We start from the raw sequence: 18,312 nt of genomic DNA, 5'->3' as shown, positions 1-18,312 counted from the left end.
GGCTACTCGCCGGGTCGAGGCCCGGTCATCCACTCGCTTGCCTGCGGTTCGCCCGGATCGGTGACGACCTCCACGAGCGCCGGCCCCTCCCGACTCCGGGCGCGTTCGACGGCGTCGCCGACCGCGTCGCGCTCGCGGATGCGCTCCGCGGGCAGCCCCATCCCGGACGCGACCGCGACGAGGTCGAGGCCGGTCTCCGCCCAGCCGTAGCTCCCCTCGGGGAAGTCGTACGAGCGCTCCGCCTCCTCGCTGATGATCGCGTAGTCGTCGTTGTTGAGCGCGACGACGGTCACGTCGATCCCCTCGCTCGCCAGCGTGTGGAGCTCGTGGACGCACATCATGAGTCCCCCGTCGCCGGTGAGCGCGACCACGTCGCGCTCCGGGTTCGCCAGTTTGGCGCCGATCGCAGAGGGGAGCCCGGTCCCCATCGTCGCCCACGAGCCGGGGTTGACGTACGACCGCGGCCCCGCGGCGGGGAAGGAGACGAGCGTCCACAGCCGGAACCCGCCCGCGTCGGCCGTGACGACCGCGTCCTCGGGCACCGCGTCGCGCACCGCGGAGAGCACCTCGACGGACCGGAGCGGATCGTCGGGACCGCGGTCCTCCGAGAGCGCTTCGAACCGATCGCGGTCGGCCGCGCGGACGGCCTCGGCTCGCTCGGCGCCGGAGCGCTCTCGGGCAGCCGAGAGCGCTTCGTCGAGCGCGCCGTCGAGGTCCCGCAGGAAGCGGTCGGCGTCGGCGACGACGCCGAGGTCGGCGTCGTAGCCGAACCCAACGTCGTCGCCGTCGAGCGTGACGTGGATCAGCGTCTCCGGCATCGAGACGGACCACGAGGCGGTCGCGACCGCGTCGAGGTCGGAGCCGACGACGAGGCCCGCGTCCGCGCCGGCGAGCAGGTCGCGGAGGTCCGCGCTCGCGCCGCCGCAGAGGACCCCGGCCGAGAGAGGGTGCGTCTCGGGCAGCGTCCCCTTCCCCTTGTACGTCGTCACGACGGGCGCGTCCAGGGTCTCGGCGACCGACCGGAGCGACTCGCTCGCGCCCGAGCGCCTGACCCCGCCGCCGACGAGGACGACCGGCGACGCCGCGTCGGCCAGGCGGTCCGCGGCGTCTCGCACCGCGTCCGGTGGCGCGGTCGGCGGCGGCGCGGGGTCGCGGTCGCCGACCGCCGGCTGCGGCGTGCGACTCGCGAGCACGTCCTTCGGAATCCCGACGCGGACCGGGCCCTGCGGGTGTTCGCGCGCGGTGCGGATCGCCTCGGCGACGGCCGGGACCGCGCCCGCCGGCGAGTCGACGAGGACGTTCTCCTTGACGACGGTGTCGTACGTCTCGGGCGGCGTCTCGTGGATGCCGTCGCCGCCGCGGACCGACCGCTCCGTCTCGACGGCGAGGTGGAGCAGGGGGACGCAGTCGTTGCGGGCGTTCTTCAGCCCGTTCATCGCGTTGGTGTCGCCCGGGCCGGGGACGACGCAGGTGGCCGCCATCGCGCTCGGCTCGCTCGTCTCGGCGTACCCCCACGCCTGATGCGGGACGGCCGTCTCGTGGCGGGCGACGACGAACCGCGCGTCGCGGTCGGCGAGCGCCCGGTTCAGCGGGAGGGTCTGCTTGCCGGGGATGCCGAAGACGGCGTCGACGCCGCGGTCGAGCATGGCGTCGACGACCGCCTCGGCGACGGTCGGGTGCGTCTCGTCGGCGGGTTCGTCCGCGTCCATACCGCGAACTCGACCGAGCGGGTGTTGAAGCCTTCGACGCCGACGGGGAACGGGCGACCGGACCCGGGCCAGCTCACTCGGCGACGTTCGTCTCGCGGACGCGGACGCCCTTCCGGCCGAGGTGCCGCATCTGCCGCTGGGCGAACTCCTCCTCGCTCGACCCGCGCGTCGCGAGGACGTACACGAGCGCGGAGCCGGTCGGCCGCATCGTCCGGCCGGCGCGCTGTGACCCCTGTCGCCGGGACCCCCCGAGCCCGCTCGCGACGACCGCGAGCTCCGCGTTCGGGAGGTCGATCCCCTCGTCGCCGACCCGGGAGACGACGAGCGCGTCGAGGTCGCCGCCGTCGGCGCCCTCGCCGTCGGCGTTCCCGTCGGCACCGTCCTCGGCGCGGAACCGGCGGAACAGCTCCGCGCGCTCGCGGTGCGGCGTCTCGCCGCTGACGAACGGGACGCCGAGCGCGTCGGCGATCGCCTCGCCCTGGTCGAGGTACTCGACGAAGACGAGCGCCTTCTTGTCGCGGTGGGCGGCGAGGAGGTAGCGGATCTCCTCGACTTTCGCGGGATTCTCGGCCGCGAGACGTCTGCGCTCCCGGCCGTCAGCGGCCGCGTACTCGTTGCGAGCCATCTCGTCGCGCCACGGGACGTAGCGGATCTCGACCTCGGGCTCCTGGACGAATCCGGCCTCGAACAGCGCGTCCCAGTCCGCGCCGATCGGCTGGCCGATCAGGGTGTATATCTCCTCCTCGCTGCCGGTCTCGCTGACGGGCGTCGCAGAGAGCCCGAGCCGGTGTTTCGCCTGTAGCTCGGCCGAGCGGGAGAAGACGGGGGCGGTGATGTGGTGCGCCTCGTCGAAGCAGATCAGCCCCCACTCGCGGGAGTCGAAGAGGCTGCGGTGGCGGTCCATCCCCGCGATCTGGTAGGTCACGATCGTGACGGGGCGGACGTCCTTCGTCCCGCCGTGGTAGAGTCCGATGTCGGCGGGATCGACGGTGGAGTGGTCGAGCAGCTCCTCGCGCCACTGCTCGGCGAGCTCTCGCGAGGGGACCAGGATGAGGGTCTCGCCACCGACCGCAGCGATCGTCGCGATCGCGGCGACGGTCTTCCCGGAGCCCGGCGGCCCGACGTACACCCCGGACTTGCGGTCGAGGAACGTCTCCACCCACGTTTCCTGGTAATCGCGGAGATCGGTCGTGAGTTCGATCTCGACGGGGTCACCGGTCTCCAAGTCGCGGTCGTCCTCGACGGGGTAGCCGGCGTCGTAGAGCGCGCGCTTGACCGCCGCGACCGCCGCCTCGTTGACCCACGCCTCCGTGTCCGAGATGGGCGCGCGGAGGTGGTCGTCGTCGAGGTGCTGGTCGGCGACGTTCCCCATCAGATTCTCCGAGGCGGCTTCGAGGACGACGTACTCGTCCTCGTGGGTGTACAGGCGGAAGCGGTGCGCGCGCCGCCACTGGTCGCGCACCCAGTCTTCGAGGTGGTCGTACCGGCGGGGCAGCACCGACCGGAGCGCGCCCACGAGCCCGTCGTCGTCGTCAAACGGCGCGGCCCACACGTCCTCCTGCCGGATCCGATAGAGGTACCCGCGGGTCCCCGGTTCGGTGCCGGTGGTGTCGACGAGGTTCGCGAACTGCGAGAGCCGCGCGCGGGTGTACTGCGTGGGGCGGTCGACGACGATCTCACGGCGCTTCGGGAAGACCACGACGCGCTCGCGGCTCGCCAGCGCCCCCCAGTCGCGCGGGTAGAAGACCACGGGGTCGGCCTCGACGTCGAGCCGGTCCACGTCGCCGCGGTCGACGAGCGCGGCGAGCGCGTCGCGGGCGGCGGCCTGCGTCGTGCCGAGCCGGCGGGCGACCTCGCTCGCGGTCGCGACCGGGCGCTCCTCGGCTTCGAGCGCCTCGTGGAAGCGGTCGATAGAGAGGTCCTCAGCGTCGTTCTCGCTGGAATCGTCGCCGGCGTCGTCGCCGGTGTCGTCGGTCATCATCGCCGCTTCGGCCGCGACGCGGAAATGGATAGCGTCAGCCGACGGAACGAGTCGGTTACTTCATGGAAACTGGAATCGGTTGCCGGCGGACGATCGACCGGAAACACCTCCAAGGCCCCGGTCGTGAGGCCCGCCCGTGAATCGCGTGAAAGTTCGGGTGCTGGTAGGAAATACTGCTGCCGGCTACCGCCCCGGCGAGCGCTGCCGACACCGCCGCGACGTGATCCCCTCCTTCGAGCGGAACCGGCAGCCGCAGTCGGTACAGCGCACGAACGGCTCGCCGGGCTCGGTTTCGAGACGGTGCTCGCCCACCTCGAAGGGGCGGGTGACGGTCCGGGGGCGGATCCGGTCGGGGATCGGCGTCGCGGCCGACTCACTCAGCGCGGCCCGCACGGCGATGGTGTCGACGTCGACTCCGTCCCACCGCGGCGCTTCGAGCGCGGCCTCGCGGTCCGCGACCTCGGTCCAGCCGGTGACGACGACCGGCGAGTTCGTCTCGGTGTCGCTCACGACCACGACGAAGCGGACGCCCCCCTCGACGAGGGCGAACCGCCAGCCGTCGGTGCTGTTCCACCGCAGCTGTCCCTCCCGGATCGCGTCGCTCACGGTGCGCGTCGAGACGTACCGACCTGGCTGTTCGAGCCGCTCGCGGAAGTGGTCGGTGAGCGCGTAGAGGGAGGGGTCCCGGACCGGGGGGTCCTCCGGCGTCCGAGCGGCGGCCTCCCCGCCGTGCGGCGGGTCGACCGACCGATAGTTCGCGGACCGATCGGTTCGCCCGGCCCGAGCGCGGCGGCGCGCCGGCGACTCCGGCGGGGACCGGGGTCGCGCGTCTGCCTGCCGGCTCGCGGCGGCGGTCGTGGAAGCGGTCCGACGCTCCGTCGATCCGGGCCCGAGGGGCTCCGCGTCCCCCGACCCGCCCTGTCGGGATGCCACTACACCACCGTACCGAGCGCGCTCTTAAGTGTGTTACGCCGACACAGGGGTCGCGGTCGCGTCGGCCTCGAATCCGGGGAGCGTCCGGGGGTCCGCGCCGTCGGCCTCGCTCGTCTCTGCCGAGGAATCGCCCTCCTCGAACGCCCAGAGGCCGACGCCGCGCTCCCTCGCGCCCGCCTCGGCGGCCGCGTACGCGTCGCGCTTCGCGAACTCGGTGTCGTAGAGCCGGGCGTACCCCTCCGTCAGCAGGCGCTCGTTGAAGTCCTCGCCGTCGACGTACAGCACCGCCAGCAGGCGACCGTACCCGCCGCGGCGGTCGCCGCCGGTCACGACCGTGACCGTCTCGCCGGCGAGTTCCGACTCCGCGAACGCCGACGCCTCGCCGCCCCACGTCGCGAGGTGCGCGCGACCGGCGTCGGTGTCCGGAATCCCCTCGAACTCGCCCGGAGTCGTCGACCCGACGCTCGTCTCGGGCGTGTCGACGCCGAGGAGCCTGACGGTGTCGACCTCGCCGTTCGGGAACTCGACTTCCATCGTGTCGCCGTCGACGACGCGCACGACGGTGCCCGTCCACGCCGTGTCTGCCGGGTCGTCGGGGTTGACGCCGTCCGGATTGGCGGGCGGCGAGTCGAGGGCGGTAGGCTGCGAGCCGGAGCCCGTGTCCGGGACCGGCGCGCCGGCGCAGCCGGCCAGCACGAGGAGAACGACGACGGCGATCGACTGCCAGCGAACGCTCATACGCGGTCGTCGCCGGGCGTCGGCAAAAGTCGGGCGGTGACGGCGCCGTCCCCTGCCGCCGGGGTCAGCCCTCGGGCTTGTTCACGATCACGCAGGGGTTCACCCGACCGATCGAGCGCCAGTCGTCCTCGTCGACCGCCTTCCAGAAGCTGCGGGGCCTCCGGGAGAGGGTGGCCTCGATGTCCTCGTACGTGAGGAGGTTCTCGCCGTCGAGCACGAGCTCGAACCGCTCGGGGTCAGTGTCCGGGTCCTCCCGGTACATTCGCCTGGTGTGCCGGTTCGGGTAGTTGAACACCAGGTGTCCGCCGGGCGCGACGCGGGAGTACAGTGAGTCGAGGGCCGACCGGACGTCCGCGACGTAGTGGAGCGTCGCGATACACGTGACGCAGTCGAACCGGCGGTCGACGTCCAACGCCGGGAGCCGCGCCGTCTCGAAGCGCAGGCCGTCGACCTCGCGCTCGGCGGCGATCGATCGGTTCCGCCGAACGACTGACTCGGCCGCGTCGTATCCGTAGAGGTCGGCGTCCGGGTGGCGGTCGGCGGCCTCGAACAGCATGAACGCCGGCCCGCAGCCGACGTCGGCCAGCGACCCGGGGAAGCCGTCGAAGAACCGCTCTAGGCGGTCGACGGTTCGCTCGCCGGCGGCACGCATCTCGTCTAACCCGTCTCGGTCCGTCGCCTCCCAGTGGTCGTCCCAGTCAATCGTCGACGGAAACGACATCCTCGCAGGGAACGCACGTCGTGACCGAAATCAAGCCTTCGCCGATTCGAGCGCCGCGAAAATCGCGGAGGCCGCGTCTCTCCGGGAACTGTCTTAGTCCGCCCTCCTCGAATTGATACGCGCGAGTCTCGCTGCGGTCACCCCCCTGTTCCCCGCTCGCTTCGCTCGCGGGGACGGAATCGAGCCGAGCCACGTTCGGATACGAATCGACTGGAAAACGAGTCCGCCCTCCCCGAATTGAACGGGGGACAAGTCGATCTACAGTCGACTGCTCTACCAGGCTGAGCTAAGGGCGGTTACCGAAACATAGCCGCCGGATTCGACTTAAGCGTTCCCTTTCAGCGCAGGTGTGATCCGCCGTACCGCGGCCCGGATCGACCGACGCGAACGGCCGCCGGGACCGAGCTCCCGGCGCGCTCGCCGCGCGGCAGTTAAGTCGCTCGCGGCGGGAGCGAGGGCATGGCCGACGGCGACGACAGACAGGCGACGTTCGGGTCGGACGGGAGCCTCGAAACCGAGACGACGCCGGACGCGACGGGCGAGAACGACTTCGGCGAGGAGAAGGAGCCGAACGAGACGGACGGCGGGTACAGCCGGTACGTCGTCTCCAGCCTCCTCCAGAAGGCGGTCCGGCGCTCCGACGAGGAGGTCGCGGCGTGGGCGGCCTGGGAGCTGGCCCGGTCCGGGTACGCCTGGAACCTCTGGGACCGTCTCAACCTCTACATCGTCGAGGACCTCCGGACCGGCGACGAGGTCGCGCTCCTGATCGACCGCTACGAGGAGCTCGCCACCGAGCGCTGGGAGCCGGACGCGTGGAAGGGCCGCCTCTGTGCGATTCACGCCGCGCTCGCGGCCGCCCGCGCCCGCTCGACCCGGGAGGCGTCGAACGCGGACGCCTACTTCTCCGCCGTCGCCGAGGTCCGCGCCGAGGCCCGCGAGCGCGGCGAGGAGCCGGCCCACGACTTCCCCGTCGGCGACCTCGAACCGGAGGGCAAGTTCGACGCTGTCTTCGACGGCCACACCGGCGAGGGCTCGAAGCGCGGGCGCGGCACCCGCTTCTTCAAGACTCACGGCGCCCGCGTCGGGCCGGAGGGCGAGGACGACCAGAGCGCGCGCTGGCAGCGCCTCGCGATGATCCTCGACGAGGACACCGAATACGACGCCGACGAGCTCGACCGCGCCGTCGAACCGGTCGACCCGAACGACCCGTGGGGTGAGCCCGGCGATGAGAGCGGGGGAGGAGACGGCGCTGGGGAAGGCGACAGGAGCGACGGCCGGGAGGGAGATCGGAACGTCGGTCAGGAGGGAGATCGGAACGACGGCCAGGAAGGCGACGACGACGCTCCCGACGGCTCGCTCGGCGACTTCGGGGCGTAAGTCGCCAGGTCCGCCGCCGCCGGCGCGTCGACGCCGCGACCGATCAGTTTCGGCCCGCCCCGTCGATCCCCGCTTCCGTCAACCCTTATGTCCGGGCGCGGTGATATGGCGGCCATGTCAGACGTCGCAATCGTCGGCGGTGGACCGGCCGGACTGAGCGCGGGACTGTTCGCGAGCAAGAACGGCCTCGACACCGTCCTCTTCGACACGGACGGGACGTGGATGCACAAGGCGCACCTGTTCAACTACCTCGGCGTGGGCTCGGTCGGCGGCAGCGAGTTCATGGCGACCGCGCGCCAGCAGGTCGACGACTTCGGCGTCGACCGCCACCAGGGCGAGGAGGTCACCGGCGTCGAGTCGACCGACGACGGCTTCGCCGTGACGACAGAGGAGGACGAGTACGAGGCCGACTACGTCGTCCTCGCGACGGGCGCGAACCGCGACCTCGCGGAGGAGCTGGGCTGCGAGTTCGACGACGACGACACCGTCAGCGTCGGCGTCTCGATGGAGACCAGCGTCGAGGGCGCCTACGCGACAGGGGCGATGGCCCGCGCCGAGGAGTGGCAGGCGATCATCTCCGGGGGCGACGGCGCGGCCGCCGCGCTCAACATCCTCTCGAACGAGAAGGGCGAACACTACCACGACTTCGACGTGCCGGACACCGCGGCCTCCGTGTTCGGCGACCTGATCGACGACGGGGAGTGAAGCGGCGTCCGGCGCCTCGCTTCCGGGTCGCCGGCTCGATTCGCTCCGTCAGCGGCGCGAGAAGCGCCGTCTGACCGCGTCGACCGCGCGGCTCACTCGCCGCCCGACCCCCATCGCCGCGAACGCGCCGCGGACGAACCAGTCGGTCGGGATCCGCTCCGGGAACGTCAGCGGGCCGACCCGCGAGACGCCCACCGTCCGCGTCTCGGTGTAGCGCCGGATCCCCTCCGGCCCGTGTCGCCGACCGAGCCCGGAGTCGCCGAATCCGCCCATCGGCGCGTCGACCGCGCCCCACGTGGCGAGGAACGCGTCGTTGACGTTCACCGTGCCGCAGTCGATCTCCCGGGCGATCTCTGCGCCGCGCTCGCGGTCCGCGGTCCAGACGCTCGCGTTGAGTCCGTAGGGGGAGTCGTTCGCGGCCGCTATCGCCGCGTCGGCGTCCGGGACCGGCGTCACCGCGGCGACGGGGCCGAACGTCTCCTCGCAGGCGACGGTCGCGTCGGGCTCGACGCCGGTCAGGACGGTTGGCTCGTAGCAGTGGGGCCCGACGTCGGGGCGCGCGCGGCCGCCCGTCTCGACGGTCGCGCCGCGCTCGCGGGCGTCCTCGACGTGCGACTCGACCCGGGCCAGCTGGTCGGCGTCGACGAGCGACCCGAGGTCGGCGTCGTAGTCGTACTCCGTCCCGAGCGTCACCGCCTCCGTCTCGCGGACGAACGCGTCGAGGAAGGCGTCGTACGCGGACTCGACGACGTAGATCCGCTCGGCGGAGAGGCAGAGCTGGCCCGCGTTCGAGAAGCAGGCCTGGACCGCGCCGCGGGCGGCCTCGTCGACGTCGGCGTCGCCGAGGACGACGAGGGGGTTGTTGCCGCCCAACTCCAGCGAACAACCAATCAGGTTCCGCCCCGCGCGCTCCGCGATCGTCCGCCCGACCGACGTGCTGCCGGTGAACGCGACGTAGTCGACCGCGTCGATCAGCGACGGCCCGACCTCCGGCCCCTCGCCGGTGACCACCTGGAACAGGTCCGCCGGGAGGCCGGCGACCTCCAGCAGCTCCGAGAGCAGCAGGGCCCCGAACGGCGTCTTCTCGTCGGGCTTAAGCACGACCGCGTTGCCGGCGGCCAAGGCGGGGATCGCGTCCGCCATCGAGAGGGTGAGCGGGTAGTTCCACGGCGAGACGACCCCGACGACGCCGACCGGCTCGCGGGTGACCGTCGCGGTCGTGATCCCGGGCACGACCCCCCGGCGGCGCTCTTCGGCCAGCGCGTCCGGGGCCTCGCTCGCGACGTACGCGCAGCCGGTCGGCACGTCGAACAGTTCCTCGACGGCGGTGCGCCGGGACTTGCCCGTCTCGAGCTGGAGCAGGTCGAGGAGCTCCTCGCGGCGGTCCGCGACGAGGTCGCCGAACCGGTCGACGACCCGGGCGCGCTCCGCCGCGGGCGCCTCGGCCCACTCGGCCTGCGCGTCCCGCGCGCGGTCGACGGCGGCCGCCACGTCGTCCGCGTCGCAGGCCGGCACGCGCCCGATCCGCTCGCCGGTCGCCGGGGCGAACACGTCGATGGCGTCGTCGCCGTCCGCCGGCCGCGAGCGGGCCACGCGCTCTGGGAGGTCGTCGAGGCGTCGCGCGGCGAGCGTCGGGGCGTCACCGACCGCGGTGGGGAGATCCGTCGGGGGCATCGGATACCGTGACGACGGTCGGCGGAGGGAAAGCGGTACCGGCGGCGGAGAGGGGACCGCGGACGGGGCGCCGGTCAGTCCGACGAGTCCTCGCGCTCCTCGACGGAGCCGGCTTCGTGCGCGACGGGGCCGGCCTCGTGCGCGACGGAGCCCGACTCTGTGCCGTGTTCGGTGAGCATGTCGATCACCTCGAGCAGCAGCGAGACGACGAGGGGGCCGACGATGACCCCGACCGCGCCGAGCGTGAGGATGCCGCCGACGAAGCCGACGAAGTACAGCCCCGGGGATATCTTCCCGGTCCACCCGGCGAGCCGCGTCCGGATCACCGCGTCGGGGACGAAGGCGACGACGACGAGGCCGATCACCAGCACGGCGATCGCTCGCCCAACCTGACCGACGAGGACATCGCTGGCGCCGAGAGCGACGATGAGGACGCTCGGCCCGACGACGGGGATGAACTGGAGGATGCCGGCGATCACGGCCAACAGGACCGGCGAGCCGTAGCCGAGGACGCGGAACACCACGAGCGCGAGGAGGAACGTCGCCGCCGCTGTCGCCGCCTGAAGCACGTAGATCGAGTACAGCGTCCGCCGCGTCCGCTCGTGGAGCCGAGCGGGGATGTCGTGATATTCCGGCGGCAGGACCCCGAAGACGGCGGTGCCGACCGCTCCCGGCCGGTAGAGGATGCCGTACACGAGGAAGGTGAACACGACGAGTTCCAAGACGAGGACGGGCGCCGCGCCCGCGAGCGCGAGCGCGACGTCCCGGACGAAGGCCTCGGCCGCCGCGACGTACGGCGCGATCTCGATCGTCGTCTCGAAGCCGCCGACGCTGATCGGGACGGCGTCGGGTATCCCTTCGAGGATGGCGATCAGCTCCGCCCGGCGCCGGTACAGCGCGTACAGGAGCGGGGCGACGAGGAGCGTGGCGCCGAGGAAGGCGACCGCGGTGGCGACGCCGCAGGCGATCCGGAGTGGAAGTCCCCGGCCGACGAGCCGCTGCCGGAGGGGGTAGAGGACGTACGCGACGGTGACCGCGAACACGACCGTCCGCAGCACCTCCGCCAGCACGGCCGCCGCGAGCGTCGCGAGCGCGACGAGCAGCACGCCCAACAGCCGCTGCCGGTTGAGAACCATGTCGCCCTGTCGCGATCGGCGAGGAAAGTCGTTGCGGTGGTCTCGGCCCGCCCCGGGACGGCGCCGAGCACCCGAGACCACAGCACCTAACCTCGCGCCTCCCCGAGTACGCCCATGCGCATCGACCCGTTCGGCCTCGAACGCTGGTTCGCGGAGCACGAACACGAGGCCGACATCATGCTGGCCGAAAGCGGCATCCGGTCGCTCGACGCGAGTCGGTTCGACCTCGACCCGGGGAAGCTCGGCTACGTCATCCCGACGAACGGCGACCCCGAGTTCCGGGAGTCCGTCGGCGACCGCTACGACCGGTCCGCCGACGAGGTGCTCTTCACCTGCGGCACCCAGGAGGCGAACTTCCTGACGTTCCTCTCGCTTTTGGGCGACGAGGCCGCCGTCGACGGGAGCGGGAGGACGGGCGGCGACGCCGCCGCCGCGCCCGCGGGCGTCGGTTCCGGCACCCACGCCGTCGTCGTCACGCCGACGTATCAGGCGCTCCACGCCGTGCCGGACGCGTTCGGCGACGTGACCCGCGTCGAGCTGGAGCCGCCCGAGTGGGAGCTGGACCCGGACGCGGTCGCCGAGGCCGCGCGCGACGACACCGCCGTGATCGTCGTCAACAACCCGAACAACCCGACCGGGCGGTACCACGACGAGGCCGCGATGCGGGCGGTGTACGACGTGGCCGTCGAGCGCGACGCCTACCTGCTCTGCGACGAGGTGTACCGCCTGCTGGCCGACGACCCGCAGCCGCCGGTCGCGAGCTACGGCGCGCACGGGATCTCGACCACGAGCCTCACGAAGGCGTACGGGCTCGCCGGGCTGCGGTTCGGCTGGATCGCCGGACCGGAGCCGGTCGTCGAGCGCGCGTGGCGGTGGAAGGACTACACCACCATCTCGCCGAGCCTGTTCGGGCAACACGTCGCGAAGCAGGCCTTGGGGCGCCGCGAGGACCGGATCCTCGCCGAGAACCGCGAGCTGGCGAGCGACCACCGCGACCGCGTCGCGGCGTGGGTCGACGAGCACGGCCTCGACTGGCTCGACCCGGTCGGCGTCAACGCGTTCGTGACCGTCCCCGACGGCTTCGACGACGCGGAGGAGTTCTGCCGGACGGTCGTCGAAGAGGCGAGCGTCGTCCTCGCGCCGGGGAACCTGTTCGGCTTCCCGGACCGGTTCCGGATCGGCTTCGGGCTTCCGACGGAGGAGCTGGAGGACGGGCTGGACCGCGTGAGCCGCGTGATCGAGACCCGCGCGGCGGAGGCGGACTCGGCCGCGACGACCGGGGGTGACGCCTGATGGGCCTGCTCGGCGACCTCAAGGACGACGTGGTCGAGTTCGTCCGCGACCCGACCGACGAGCAGAAGATACTGGTGACCGCGGCGGTCGCCATCGCGATCGCGGACCGCTTCTTCTATATCGTCATGGACTTCCCCTTCGTCGTCCGGACGACGGCAGCGGTCGGTGTCGGCTTCATCGTGATGTTCGTCGTCAGCTACCTCTACACCGGGCAGTTCGTCCCGCCGGACGGGAACGTCGACGACGAGGAGGGGGTAGAGGAGTACGTCGACGAGCTGGACCCGTAGACCGCTTTTTTCCGCGAGCGGGGCACCCTACGTCGCCGCGGCCGTCGCCGCCGCCGCGCCGCCGGCCGCGGCCGTCCCGCCGGCGTTCGCGTAGTTCACCGCGTCGCCCCAGTCGACCGGGGGGACGCCGGGGTCGCCGTCGTCGCCGGCCTCGACGTCGCTCCGGAGGTCGCGGTGGTCGTAGTCCGGGTCGCGGAGCCGCTCCGCGAGGCCGGGCGTCACGGCGACGCGTTTCACCGTCCGGCCGACGTCGCCGATCGACCCGTCGTCGAGGCCGAACTCCACGTCGTAGCCGCGCACGTGTGCGTCGTCGAACTCGTCGTGGAGCGCCGCGGCGGCGCGGGCGGCGTGGCGGTAGACGCCGTCCATCCCGGGGTCGGCCGTCGCGAGCGGGATCCGGACCACGGGGACGTACACCGGGTCGCCGTCGTCGTGTTCGGCGACCTCGTGGAGCCCGGTGGAGGACGGCACGTCGGCCTCCTCGCGGACCGGCGCGTCGGTGGGCGCGGGCAGGTCGCCGCCGAGCGCGTCGGCGACGCGGTCGACCTGGTCGTCGGACGAGCGGAGGACGTACACGACGATGCCGGCGAGGAGCGCGACTCCGGCCGAGATCACCGCGCCGGCGAGCACGAGCCCGTCGCCGCTCAGAGGGATCGCGGCCGGGTCGGCGGAGGCGACGCTCGGGGTCGCGGCGTCGCCGATAGCGGCGGTCGAGATCGGTGCGTCCGACGAGAGGGGGGCGGTCGGGGACACGCCCGGCGATCCAACTCGGCTCCTGTTGAGTGTTTCCCCTCCGCGGGGGCGGCCGGATCGTCCGAACCGGCCCCTCGGAACGGCCTCGGCCGCCGGACCGATTCCGGCAGCGCCGCGGTTCCAAACCGTTTATACCCGCCCCGCGGGAAATGGCGTTCATGCCGCGAGAGCAGAAGCAGGTTCGCGAACTCCAGGAGGGCAGCTACGTGATGATGGACGACGCGCCCTGTAAGATCAACCACTACAGCACCGCCAAACCCGGAAAACACGGCAGCGCGAAGGCACGCGTCGAGGGGAAGGGCGTCTTCGACGACAAGAAGCGCTCGCTCTCGCAGCCGGTCGACGCGAAGGTGTGGGTCCCGATCATCGAGCGCAAGCAGGGACAGGTCGTCAACGTCAGCGGTGATGAGGTCCAAGTGATGGACTTAGACACCTACGACACGTTCACGATGCGTATCCCCGAGGGCGAGGACTTCACCTCGGACGACAACATCGAGTACCTCGACTACGAGGGCCAACGGAAGATCATCGGGTAGTCGGCATGTTCCCCGGGGCGACGACCGACCGCGAAGCTGCTTCCCACGTGGTCGTCGGCGCTCCGCTCGACGCCACGACCACTTTTCAGCCGGGCGCCCGGTTCGGACCGGACCGGGTCCGGCGATTCGCGGAGACGTACGACGACTACGACCGCCGCACCGACAGCCGCTTCTCCGCGCTCGGCGTCCACGACGCCGGCGACGTGCGTCCCTGGGACGACGTGCCGGCGTACCTCGACCACCTCGCCGCCGAACTGCGGAGCGTCGTCTACGACGGCGCCGTCCCCCTCCTCCTCGGCGGCGAGCACACGGTCACCTACGCCGGCGTCGACGCGGTGGAACCCGACGCCCTCGTCGTCGTCGACGCGCACCTCGACCTCCGCGAGGCGTACGACGGGAACCCGTGGAACCACGCCTGTGTCACCCGCCGCTGTCTCGACGACCTCGGCGTCGACCGCGCGGTGATCGTCGGCGCCCGGACCGGCTCCGAGGCGGAGTGGGACCGCGCGGCCGAGGCCGACGTGGAGGTCGTCGCGCCCGAGGACGCCCGCAAATGGCTCGACGCCCTCGACGGCGACGCCTTCGCGGACGAGTCGGTCTACTGCTCCGTCGACGTCGACGGGCTCGACCCGGGGTACGCCCCCGGAACCGGGACGATGGAGCCGTTCGGGTTAGAGCCCAGAGAGGTCCGGGACCTCGTGCGGACCGTCGCGCCCCGGGCCGACGGGTTCGACGTCGTCGAGGTGAACGACCGCGACGACGGACAGGCGGCGGCGGTCGCGGGCAAGCTGCTCCGTGAGTTCGTCTTCGCGCACGCGGCGGCCCGCGACGACGAGTCGGGCGAGTGACGGACGGGAGCGTTACGAGACCTCCGAGAGGCGTTTCCGCGCCGCGGTCACCGCCTCCATGGCGTCGATCCACTCGCGGGGGTCGGTACACCAGATGCGGTCGCCTTCGACGCTGACACAGAAGACGGACTCTCCGGAGGGAGCGAGCGTGACGCGGTCGACGTCGGGGCGGTCGCCGAGGTACGCGTCGATGAGCCGTCGGGCGGTCTCCGCCTCCGACCGGAGGCGGTTCCCCTCGGCGTACTCGATGGCTATCTCTGCCATGGTGCCGCGTTGGAACTACACGATTAATAACTACTGTCTTCTGGCAGCGATTGCGGGTTTCACGGTCCGGCCGCCGAATCGCCGCTCGCCGCCGCCTCACCGGTCGTCGAACACGACCTCGCCGTCGACGACCGTCAGGGCGACGTCGATGTCGTCGATGGCGTCGGACGCCTCCCACGGCGAGTCGTCGAGCGCGACAAGGTCGGCCCGCTTCCCGGGTTCGATCGTCCCGAGTCGGTCCTCGTCGAAGCCGGCGTAGGCGGCGCCGCTCGTGTACGCGCGCAGCGCCTCGGTGACCGTGAGCCGCTGGGCCTCGGCCGGGGCGGTGACCGCGTGGTGGACGCCGACGAGCGGGTCCATCGGCATCCCGTCGGAGCCGAACGCGAGCGCGACGCCCGCGTCGAGCATGTCGCGGTAGCGGTTCGTCTCGGCGGTGCGCTCGGGCCCGAGTCGCTCCTCGTAGAGGCCGCCCTCGCCCGCCCACTTCAGGAAGTTCGGCTGGACGCTCGCGACGACGCCGGTCTCCGCGAGCCGCGCTATCGCGTCGTCGTCGGCCAGTTCGACGTGTTCGATCCGGTGGCGCGCCTCGCCCGCGTCGGTCCGCGAGGCGTCCTCGTAGGCGTCCAGCACGGCGTCGACCGCCTCGTCACCGATGGCGTGGGCGGTGAACTGGAGGCCCGCCTCGGTCGCGGCCGCGACCGTCTCGTCCAGTTCCTCGGGGTCGACGACCCACTGCCCGGTCTCGTCGGGGGCGTCCGCGTACGGCGCCGAGAGCCGCGCCGTCCGACCGCCGAAGCTCCCGTCCGTGTACGACTTGATCGCGCCGGTCTCGACGAACTCGCTCCCGGCGTTCGTGGCGAGGCCGACCTCCCGCACCGCGTCGAGGTGGTCGCTCCAGTAGTTGATCCGGACGCGGGCGGTGAGCTCGCCGGCCGCGTCGAGGTCGCGGTAGACCCGCGGGGCGTGCGAGTCCCGGACCATGTCGTGGAAGCCGGTGATCCCGCGCTCGGCGCACTGGTCGAGCGCGGCCTCGACGACGGCGCGCGTCTCCTCGCGGTCCGGCTCGACCGCCCGGTAGATCGGGTCGATGGCGGCCTCGAGGAGGACCCCGGTCGGCTCGCCGTCCTCGGTCGGCACCGTCCCGTCGGGCGCGTCGGCGAGCGCGTCCGCGAAGCGGTCGAGCGCGACGCCGTTGACCGCCGCGACGTGCATGTCCTCGCGGAACGCCGCGACCGGCCGCTCGGTCGAGACGCGGTCGAGGTCCGCGCGGGTCAGGTAGCGCGACTCGTCCCACGTCGACTCGTCGTAGCCGTAGCCCAACACCCACTCGCCGGTCCCGTCGCCGTCGCTCGCCGCGTCGCCCCCGCCGGCCGCCTCGCCGCCGCTCGCCTCCCGTTCCACTTCCGCCGCGCGCTCCGCGAGCAGGTCGACGGCCGCTCCGGGGGAGTCGGCCGCGGAGAGGTCCGCGTGGACGAGGTACCGCCCCACGGTCGTCAGGTGGGTATGCGCGTCGACGAACCCGGGGAGGAGCACGCGCCCGCCGAGGTCGACCACGTCGGTGTCGACGCCCGCGAGCAGTTCCACGTCGTGGGTCCGCCCGGTCCTGACGACCGCACCGTCGCGCACGGCGACGGCCTCCGCGACCTCGTCGCCGCCGTCGTCCGGGTCCGCGAGCGTGTGTACCTCCCCGTTCACGAAGATCCGGTCCGCGGCCTCTGTCATGGGACTTCGGCGGGCGCACAGCGTGTTAACCGTTCGGGAACCGGTCGGACGGCGGCGCCGGCGGCCGCCGACTGAACCGGCCGCCGGGAACGGGCGACCGATTTATTCGCTCGCCCGTCGAACCGTCGCGTATGTACGACAACGTCCTCCTCCCGACCGACGGCAGCGTCGGCGTCGACCGCGCGACCGACCACGCGATAGACGCCGCCGACCGCTACGACGCGACGCTCCACGTCCTCTACGTGGTCGACAGCGACGTGGTGAACGCCTACTCCGGCGACGAGTTCGTCGACGGCGCCGAGGGCGCCGAGGAGACCCTCGAAGAGAGCGGCCGCGAGGCGCTCGACGCGGTCGCGTCCCGCGCGGACGAGGCCGGCGTCGAGACCGTCACCGCCCTGCGGTACGGCGTCCCCCACGAGGAGATCCTCCGGTACGTCGACGAGGCGGACGTGGACCTCACGGTGATGGGGTCGAAGACGCGCTCCGGCGACTACCGACGGATGCTCGGCTCCGTCACCGAGCGCGTCTCCCGCCAGTCCACCGCGCCCGTGAGCATCGTGAAGACGACCGTCGACGCCTGAACGGAGTCGGCGCCTGATCGGAGTCGGCGCCCGGGGCTCGGGGGATCGACTCGGGCCCCGCGGCCGCGTCACAACCGTTCTCGCACGTCCTCGGCGACCGCGGACAGGGCCGCCTCCGCGGTCGGCACGCGGTCGGCGAGGCTACAGAACCCGTGCGCCATCGCCGGGTAGTGACGGTGCTCGACCGCGGTCCCCTCGCGCCCGAACCGCTCCGCGAGCGCGGCGCCGTCGTCGCGCAGAGGGTCGAAGCCGGCGGTGACGACCGTCGCGGGGGGGAGGTCGCCGAGGTGGGCCGCCCGGAGCGGCACCGCGTAGGGGTTCGCGGCGTCGACCGGGCTCCGGAGGTACTGGTCGTAGAACCACCGCATGTCCGCGCGGGTGAGCAGGGGACCGTCGGCGTTCGCCCCGTAGGAGTCCGTCTCGAAGTCGTGGCCGGCGATCGGATAGAGCAGGAACTGGCCGGCGGGGGTCGGCGGCTCGTCGAACTCCCGGGCGCGGAGCGACGCGGCGACCGCGAGCGCGCCGCCCGCGCTGGTCCCCGAGACGCCGGTCCGAGCGGGATCGACCCCGAGGGAGTCGGCCGCCTCCGCGACCCACCCGACCGCCGCGGTCGCCTCGTCGACCGGGACTGGGAAGGGATGTTCCGGGGCGAGGCGGTAGTCGACGGAGACGACGACGGCGTCGGCCCGATCCGCGAGCTCGCGGCAGATCCCGTCGACCGAGTCGAGCGTCCCGAGCGTCCACCCGCCCCCGTGGAAGTGGACGAGGGCGCGGCTCGGCTCGCCGTCGGCCGCGTCGAGCGCGGGCTCCGGCCGGTACACCCGCACCGGCACCTCGCCGTGCGGGCCGTCGAACGCCAGGTCGCGGACCTCGGCCACCGGCGGCTCAGGCGGCCCGGAGAACAGGTCGTCCTCGAGGTCGCGGGCGGCCGCGACGGAGAGGTCGCTCCACGCGGGCAGGCCCAGCGACTCGATCTCGTCGATCGCCGCGGCGAGGTCCGGGTCGAGTTCGTCCGCGCGCATACCGGGGCGAGGCGGTGGGCCTTTGTAAGTCG

The 18,312-nt window shown here is 72.5% G+C and carries 18 protein-coding genes and 1 tRNA gene; 7 read left to right on the top strand and 12 right to left on the bottom strand.

Going from position 1 to position 18,312, the window contains the following annotated elements; translation table 11 throughout:
- Window positions 1–2: 2 nt before the first annotated feature.
- The 6 genes from DVK05_RS13765 to DVK05_RS13740 all read right to left on the bottom strand — a co-directional run bounded on the left by DVK05_RS13765 (window position 3) and on the right by DVK05_RS13740 (window position 6,378).
- Window positions 3–1,709, bottom strand: coding sequence for a thiamine pyrophosphate-binding protein (locus DVK05_RS13765; RefSeq protein WP_121564199.1), 1,707 nt, complete (start codon window positions 1,707–1,709; stop codon window positions 3–5).
- Between the two features lie 73 nt (window positions 1,710–1,782).
- Window positions 1,783–3,687 carry a DEAD/DEAH box helicase gene (locus DVK05_RS13760; protein WP_121564319.1) on the bottom strand — a complete coding sequence of 635 codons (1,905 nt, stop codon included), beginning with the start codon at window positions 3,685–3,687 and terminating at the stop codon, window positions 1,783–1,785.
- A 186-nt stretch (window positions 3,688–3,873) separates the two neighbouring features.
- Entirely contained in the window at window positions 3,874–4,623 is a 750-nt protein-coding gene (locus DVK05_RS13755) for a hypothetical protein (RefSeq protein WP_121564196.1), read from the bottom strand.
- 33 nt (window positions 4,624–4,656) lie between these two features.
- Window positions 4,657–5,361 (bottom strand): thermonuclease family protein, encoded by a 705-nt coding sequence (locus DVK05_RS13750; RefSeq protein ID WP_121564194.1) that lies wholly within the window; start codon window positions 5,359–5,361, stop codon window positions 4,657–4,659.
- A 64-nt stretch (window positions 5,362–5,425) separates the two neighbouring features.
- Window positions 5,426–6,082 carry a trans-aconitate 2-methyltransferase gene (locus DVK05_RS13745; RefSeq protein WP_121564193.1) on the bottom strand — a complete coding sequence of 219 codons (657 nt, stop codon included), beginning with the start codon at window positions 6,080–6,082 and terminating at the stop codon, window positions 5,426–5,428.
- Between the two features lie 222 nt (window positions 6,083–6,304).
- Window positions 6,305–6,378, bottom strand: a tRNA-Tyr gene (locus tag DVK05_RS13740).
- Between the two features lie 163 nt (window positions 6,379–6,541).
- Here DVK05_RS13740 and DVK05_RS13735 point away from each other — a divergent pair.
- Both DVK05_RS13735 and DVK05_RS13730 read left to right on the top strand, forming a co-directional pair.
- On the top strand, window positions 6,542–7,459 hold the full coding sequence (locus DVK05_RS13735; RefSeq protein WP_121564191.1) for a hypothetical protein: 918 nt from the start codon (window positions 6,542–6,544) through the stop codon (window positions 7,457–7,459).
- A 114-nt stretch (window positions 7,460–7,573) separates the two neighbouring features.
- Window positions 7,574–8,164 (top strand): NAD(P)/FAD-dependent oxidoreductase, encoded by a 591-nt coding sequence (locus DVK05_RS13730; protein ID WP_121564189.1) that lies wholly within the window; start codon window positions 7,574–7,576, stop codon window positions 8,162–8,164.
- A gap of 48 nt (window positions 8,165–8,212) precedes the next feature.
- Here the strand turns inward: DVK05_RS13730 and DVK05_RS13725 are convergent, their stop codons facing one another.
- Window positions 8,213–9,838 carry a succinic semialdehyde dehydrogenase gene (locus tag DVK05_RS13725; RefSeq protein ID WP_121564187.1) on the bottom strand — a complete coding sequence of 542 codons (1,626 nt, stop codon included), beginning with the start codon at window positions 9,836–9,838 and terminating at the stop codon, window positions 8,213–8,215.
- Window positions 9,839–9,912: 74 nt separating this feature from the next.
- Window positions 9,913–10,974, bottom strand: a complete 1,062-nt coding sequence (locus DVK05_RS13720) for an AI-2E family transporter (protein WP_121564185.1) — start codon at window positions 10,972–10,974, stop codon at window positions 9,913–9,915.
- Between the two features lie 114 nt (window positions 10,975–11,088).
- On the opposite strand from DVK05_RS13720, the gene DVK05_RS13715 reads away from it, so the two are divergent.
- Together DVK05_RS13715 and DVK05_RS13710 are read left to right on the top strand one after the other, a co-directional pair.
- A complete protein-coding gene (locus DVK05_RS13715; protein ID WP_121564183.1) occupies window positions 11,089–12,267 on the top strand; it encodes an aminotransferase class I/II-fold pyridoxal phosphate-dependent enzyme in 1,179 nt (392 codons plus the stop codon).
- Window positions 12,267–12,554 (top strand): hypothetical protein, encoded by a 288-nt coding sequence (locus DVK05_RS13710; protein WP_121564181.1) that lies wholly within the window; start codon window positions 12,267–12,269, stop codon window positions 12,552–12,554. The genes DVK05_RS13715 and DVK05_RS13710 overlap by 1 nt, the downstream gene beginning before the upstream one ends.
- A 27-nt stretch (window positions 12,555–12,581) precedes the next feature.
- Here DVK05_RS13710 and DVK05_RS13705 read toward each other — a convergent pair whose 3' ends face one another.
- Window positions 12,582–13,307 carry a hypothetical protein gene (locus tag DVK05_RS13705; RefSeq protein WP_233559423.1) on the bottom strand — a complete coding sequence of 242 codons (726 nt, stop codon included), beginning with the start codon at window positions 13,305–13,307 and terminating at the stop codon, window positions 12,582–12,584.
- 158 nt (window positions 13,308–13,465) lie between these two features.
- Here DVK05_RS13705 and DVK05_RS13700 point away from each other — a divergent pair, with 158 nt between their 5' ends.
- A complete protein-coding gene (locus DVK05_RS13700; protein ID WP_017344606.1) occupies window positions 13,466–13,843 on the top strand; it encodes a translation initiation factor IF-5A in 378 nt (125 codons plus the stop codon).
- A 5-nt stretch (window positions 13,844–13,848) separates the two neighbouring features.
- Window positions 13,849–14,691: an agmatinase gene (gene speB, locus DVK05_RS13695; RefSeq protein WP_121564179.1), complete on the top strand. Its 843-nt coding sequence runs from the start codon at window positions 13,849–13,851 to the stop codon at window positions 14,689–14,691.
- 12 nt (window positions 14,692–14,703) lie between these two features.
- Here speB and DVK05_RS13690 read toward each other — a convergent pair whose 3' ends face one another.
- On the bottom strand, window positions 14,704–14,955 hold the full coding sequence (locus DVK05_RS13690; RefSeq protein ID WP_053772633.1) for a hypothetical protein: 252 nt from the start codon (window positions 14,953–14,955) through the stop codon (window positions 14,704–14,706).
- Between the two features lie 96 nt (window positions 14,956–15,051).
- Window positions 15,052–16,677, bottom strand: a complete 1,626-nt coding sequence (locus tag DVK05_RS13685; protein ID WP_121564177.1) for an amidohydrolase — start codon at window positions 16,675–16,677, stop codon at window positions 15,052–15,054.
- Window positions 16,678–16,808: 131 nt separating this feature from the next.
- Between DVK05_RS13685 and DVK05_RS13680 the strand changes: the two genes are divergently transcribed.
- Window positions 16,809–17,258, top strand: a complete 450-nt coding sequence (locus tag DVK05_RS13680; protein WP_121564175.1) for a universal stress protein — start codon at window positions 16,809–16,811, stop codon at window positions 17,256–17,258.
- A 68-nt stretch (window positions 17,259–17,326) separates the two neighbouring features.
- On the opposite strand, the gene DVK05_RS13675 is transcribed toward DVK05_RS13680, so the two are convergent.
- A complete protein-coding gene (locus DVK05_RS13675) occupies window positions 17,327–18,280 on the bottom strand; it encodes an alpha/beta hydrolase (protein ID WP_121564173.1) in 954 nt (317 codons plus the stop codon).
- Between the last annotated feature and the right edge of the window lie 32 nt (window positions 18,281–18,312).

The organism is Halorubrum sp. Atlit-8R (assembly GCF_003666025.1).
Lineage (GTDB): Archaea > Halobacteriota > Halobacteria > Halobacteriales > Haloferacaceae > Halorubrum > Halorubrum salinarum.
Note: the sequence above shows the minus strand (reverse complement) of the source record. Positions and strands in the feature narration are given on the sequence as shown.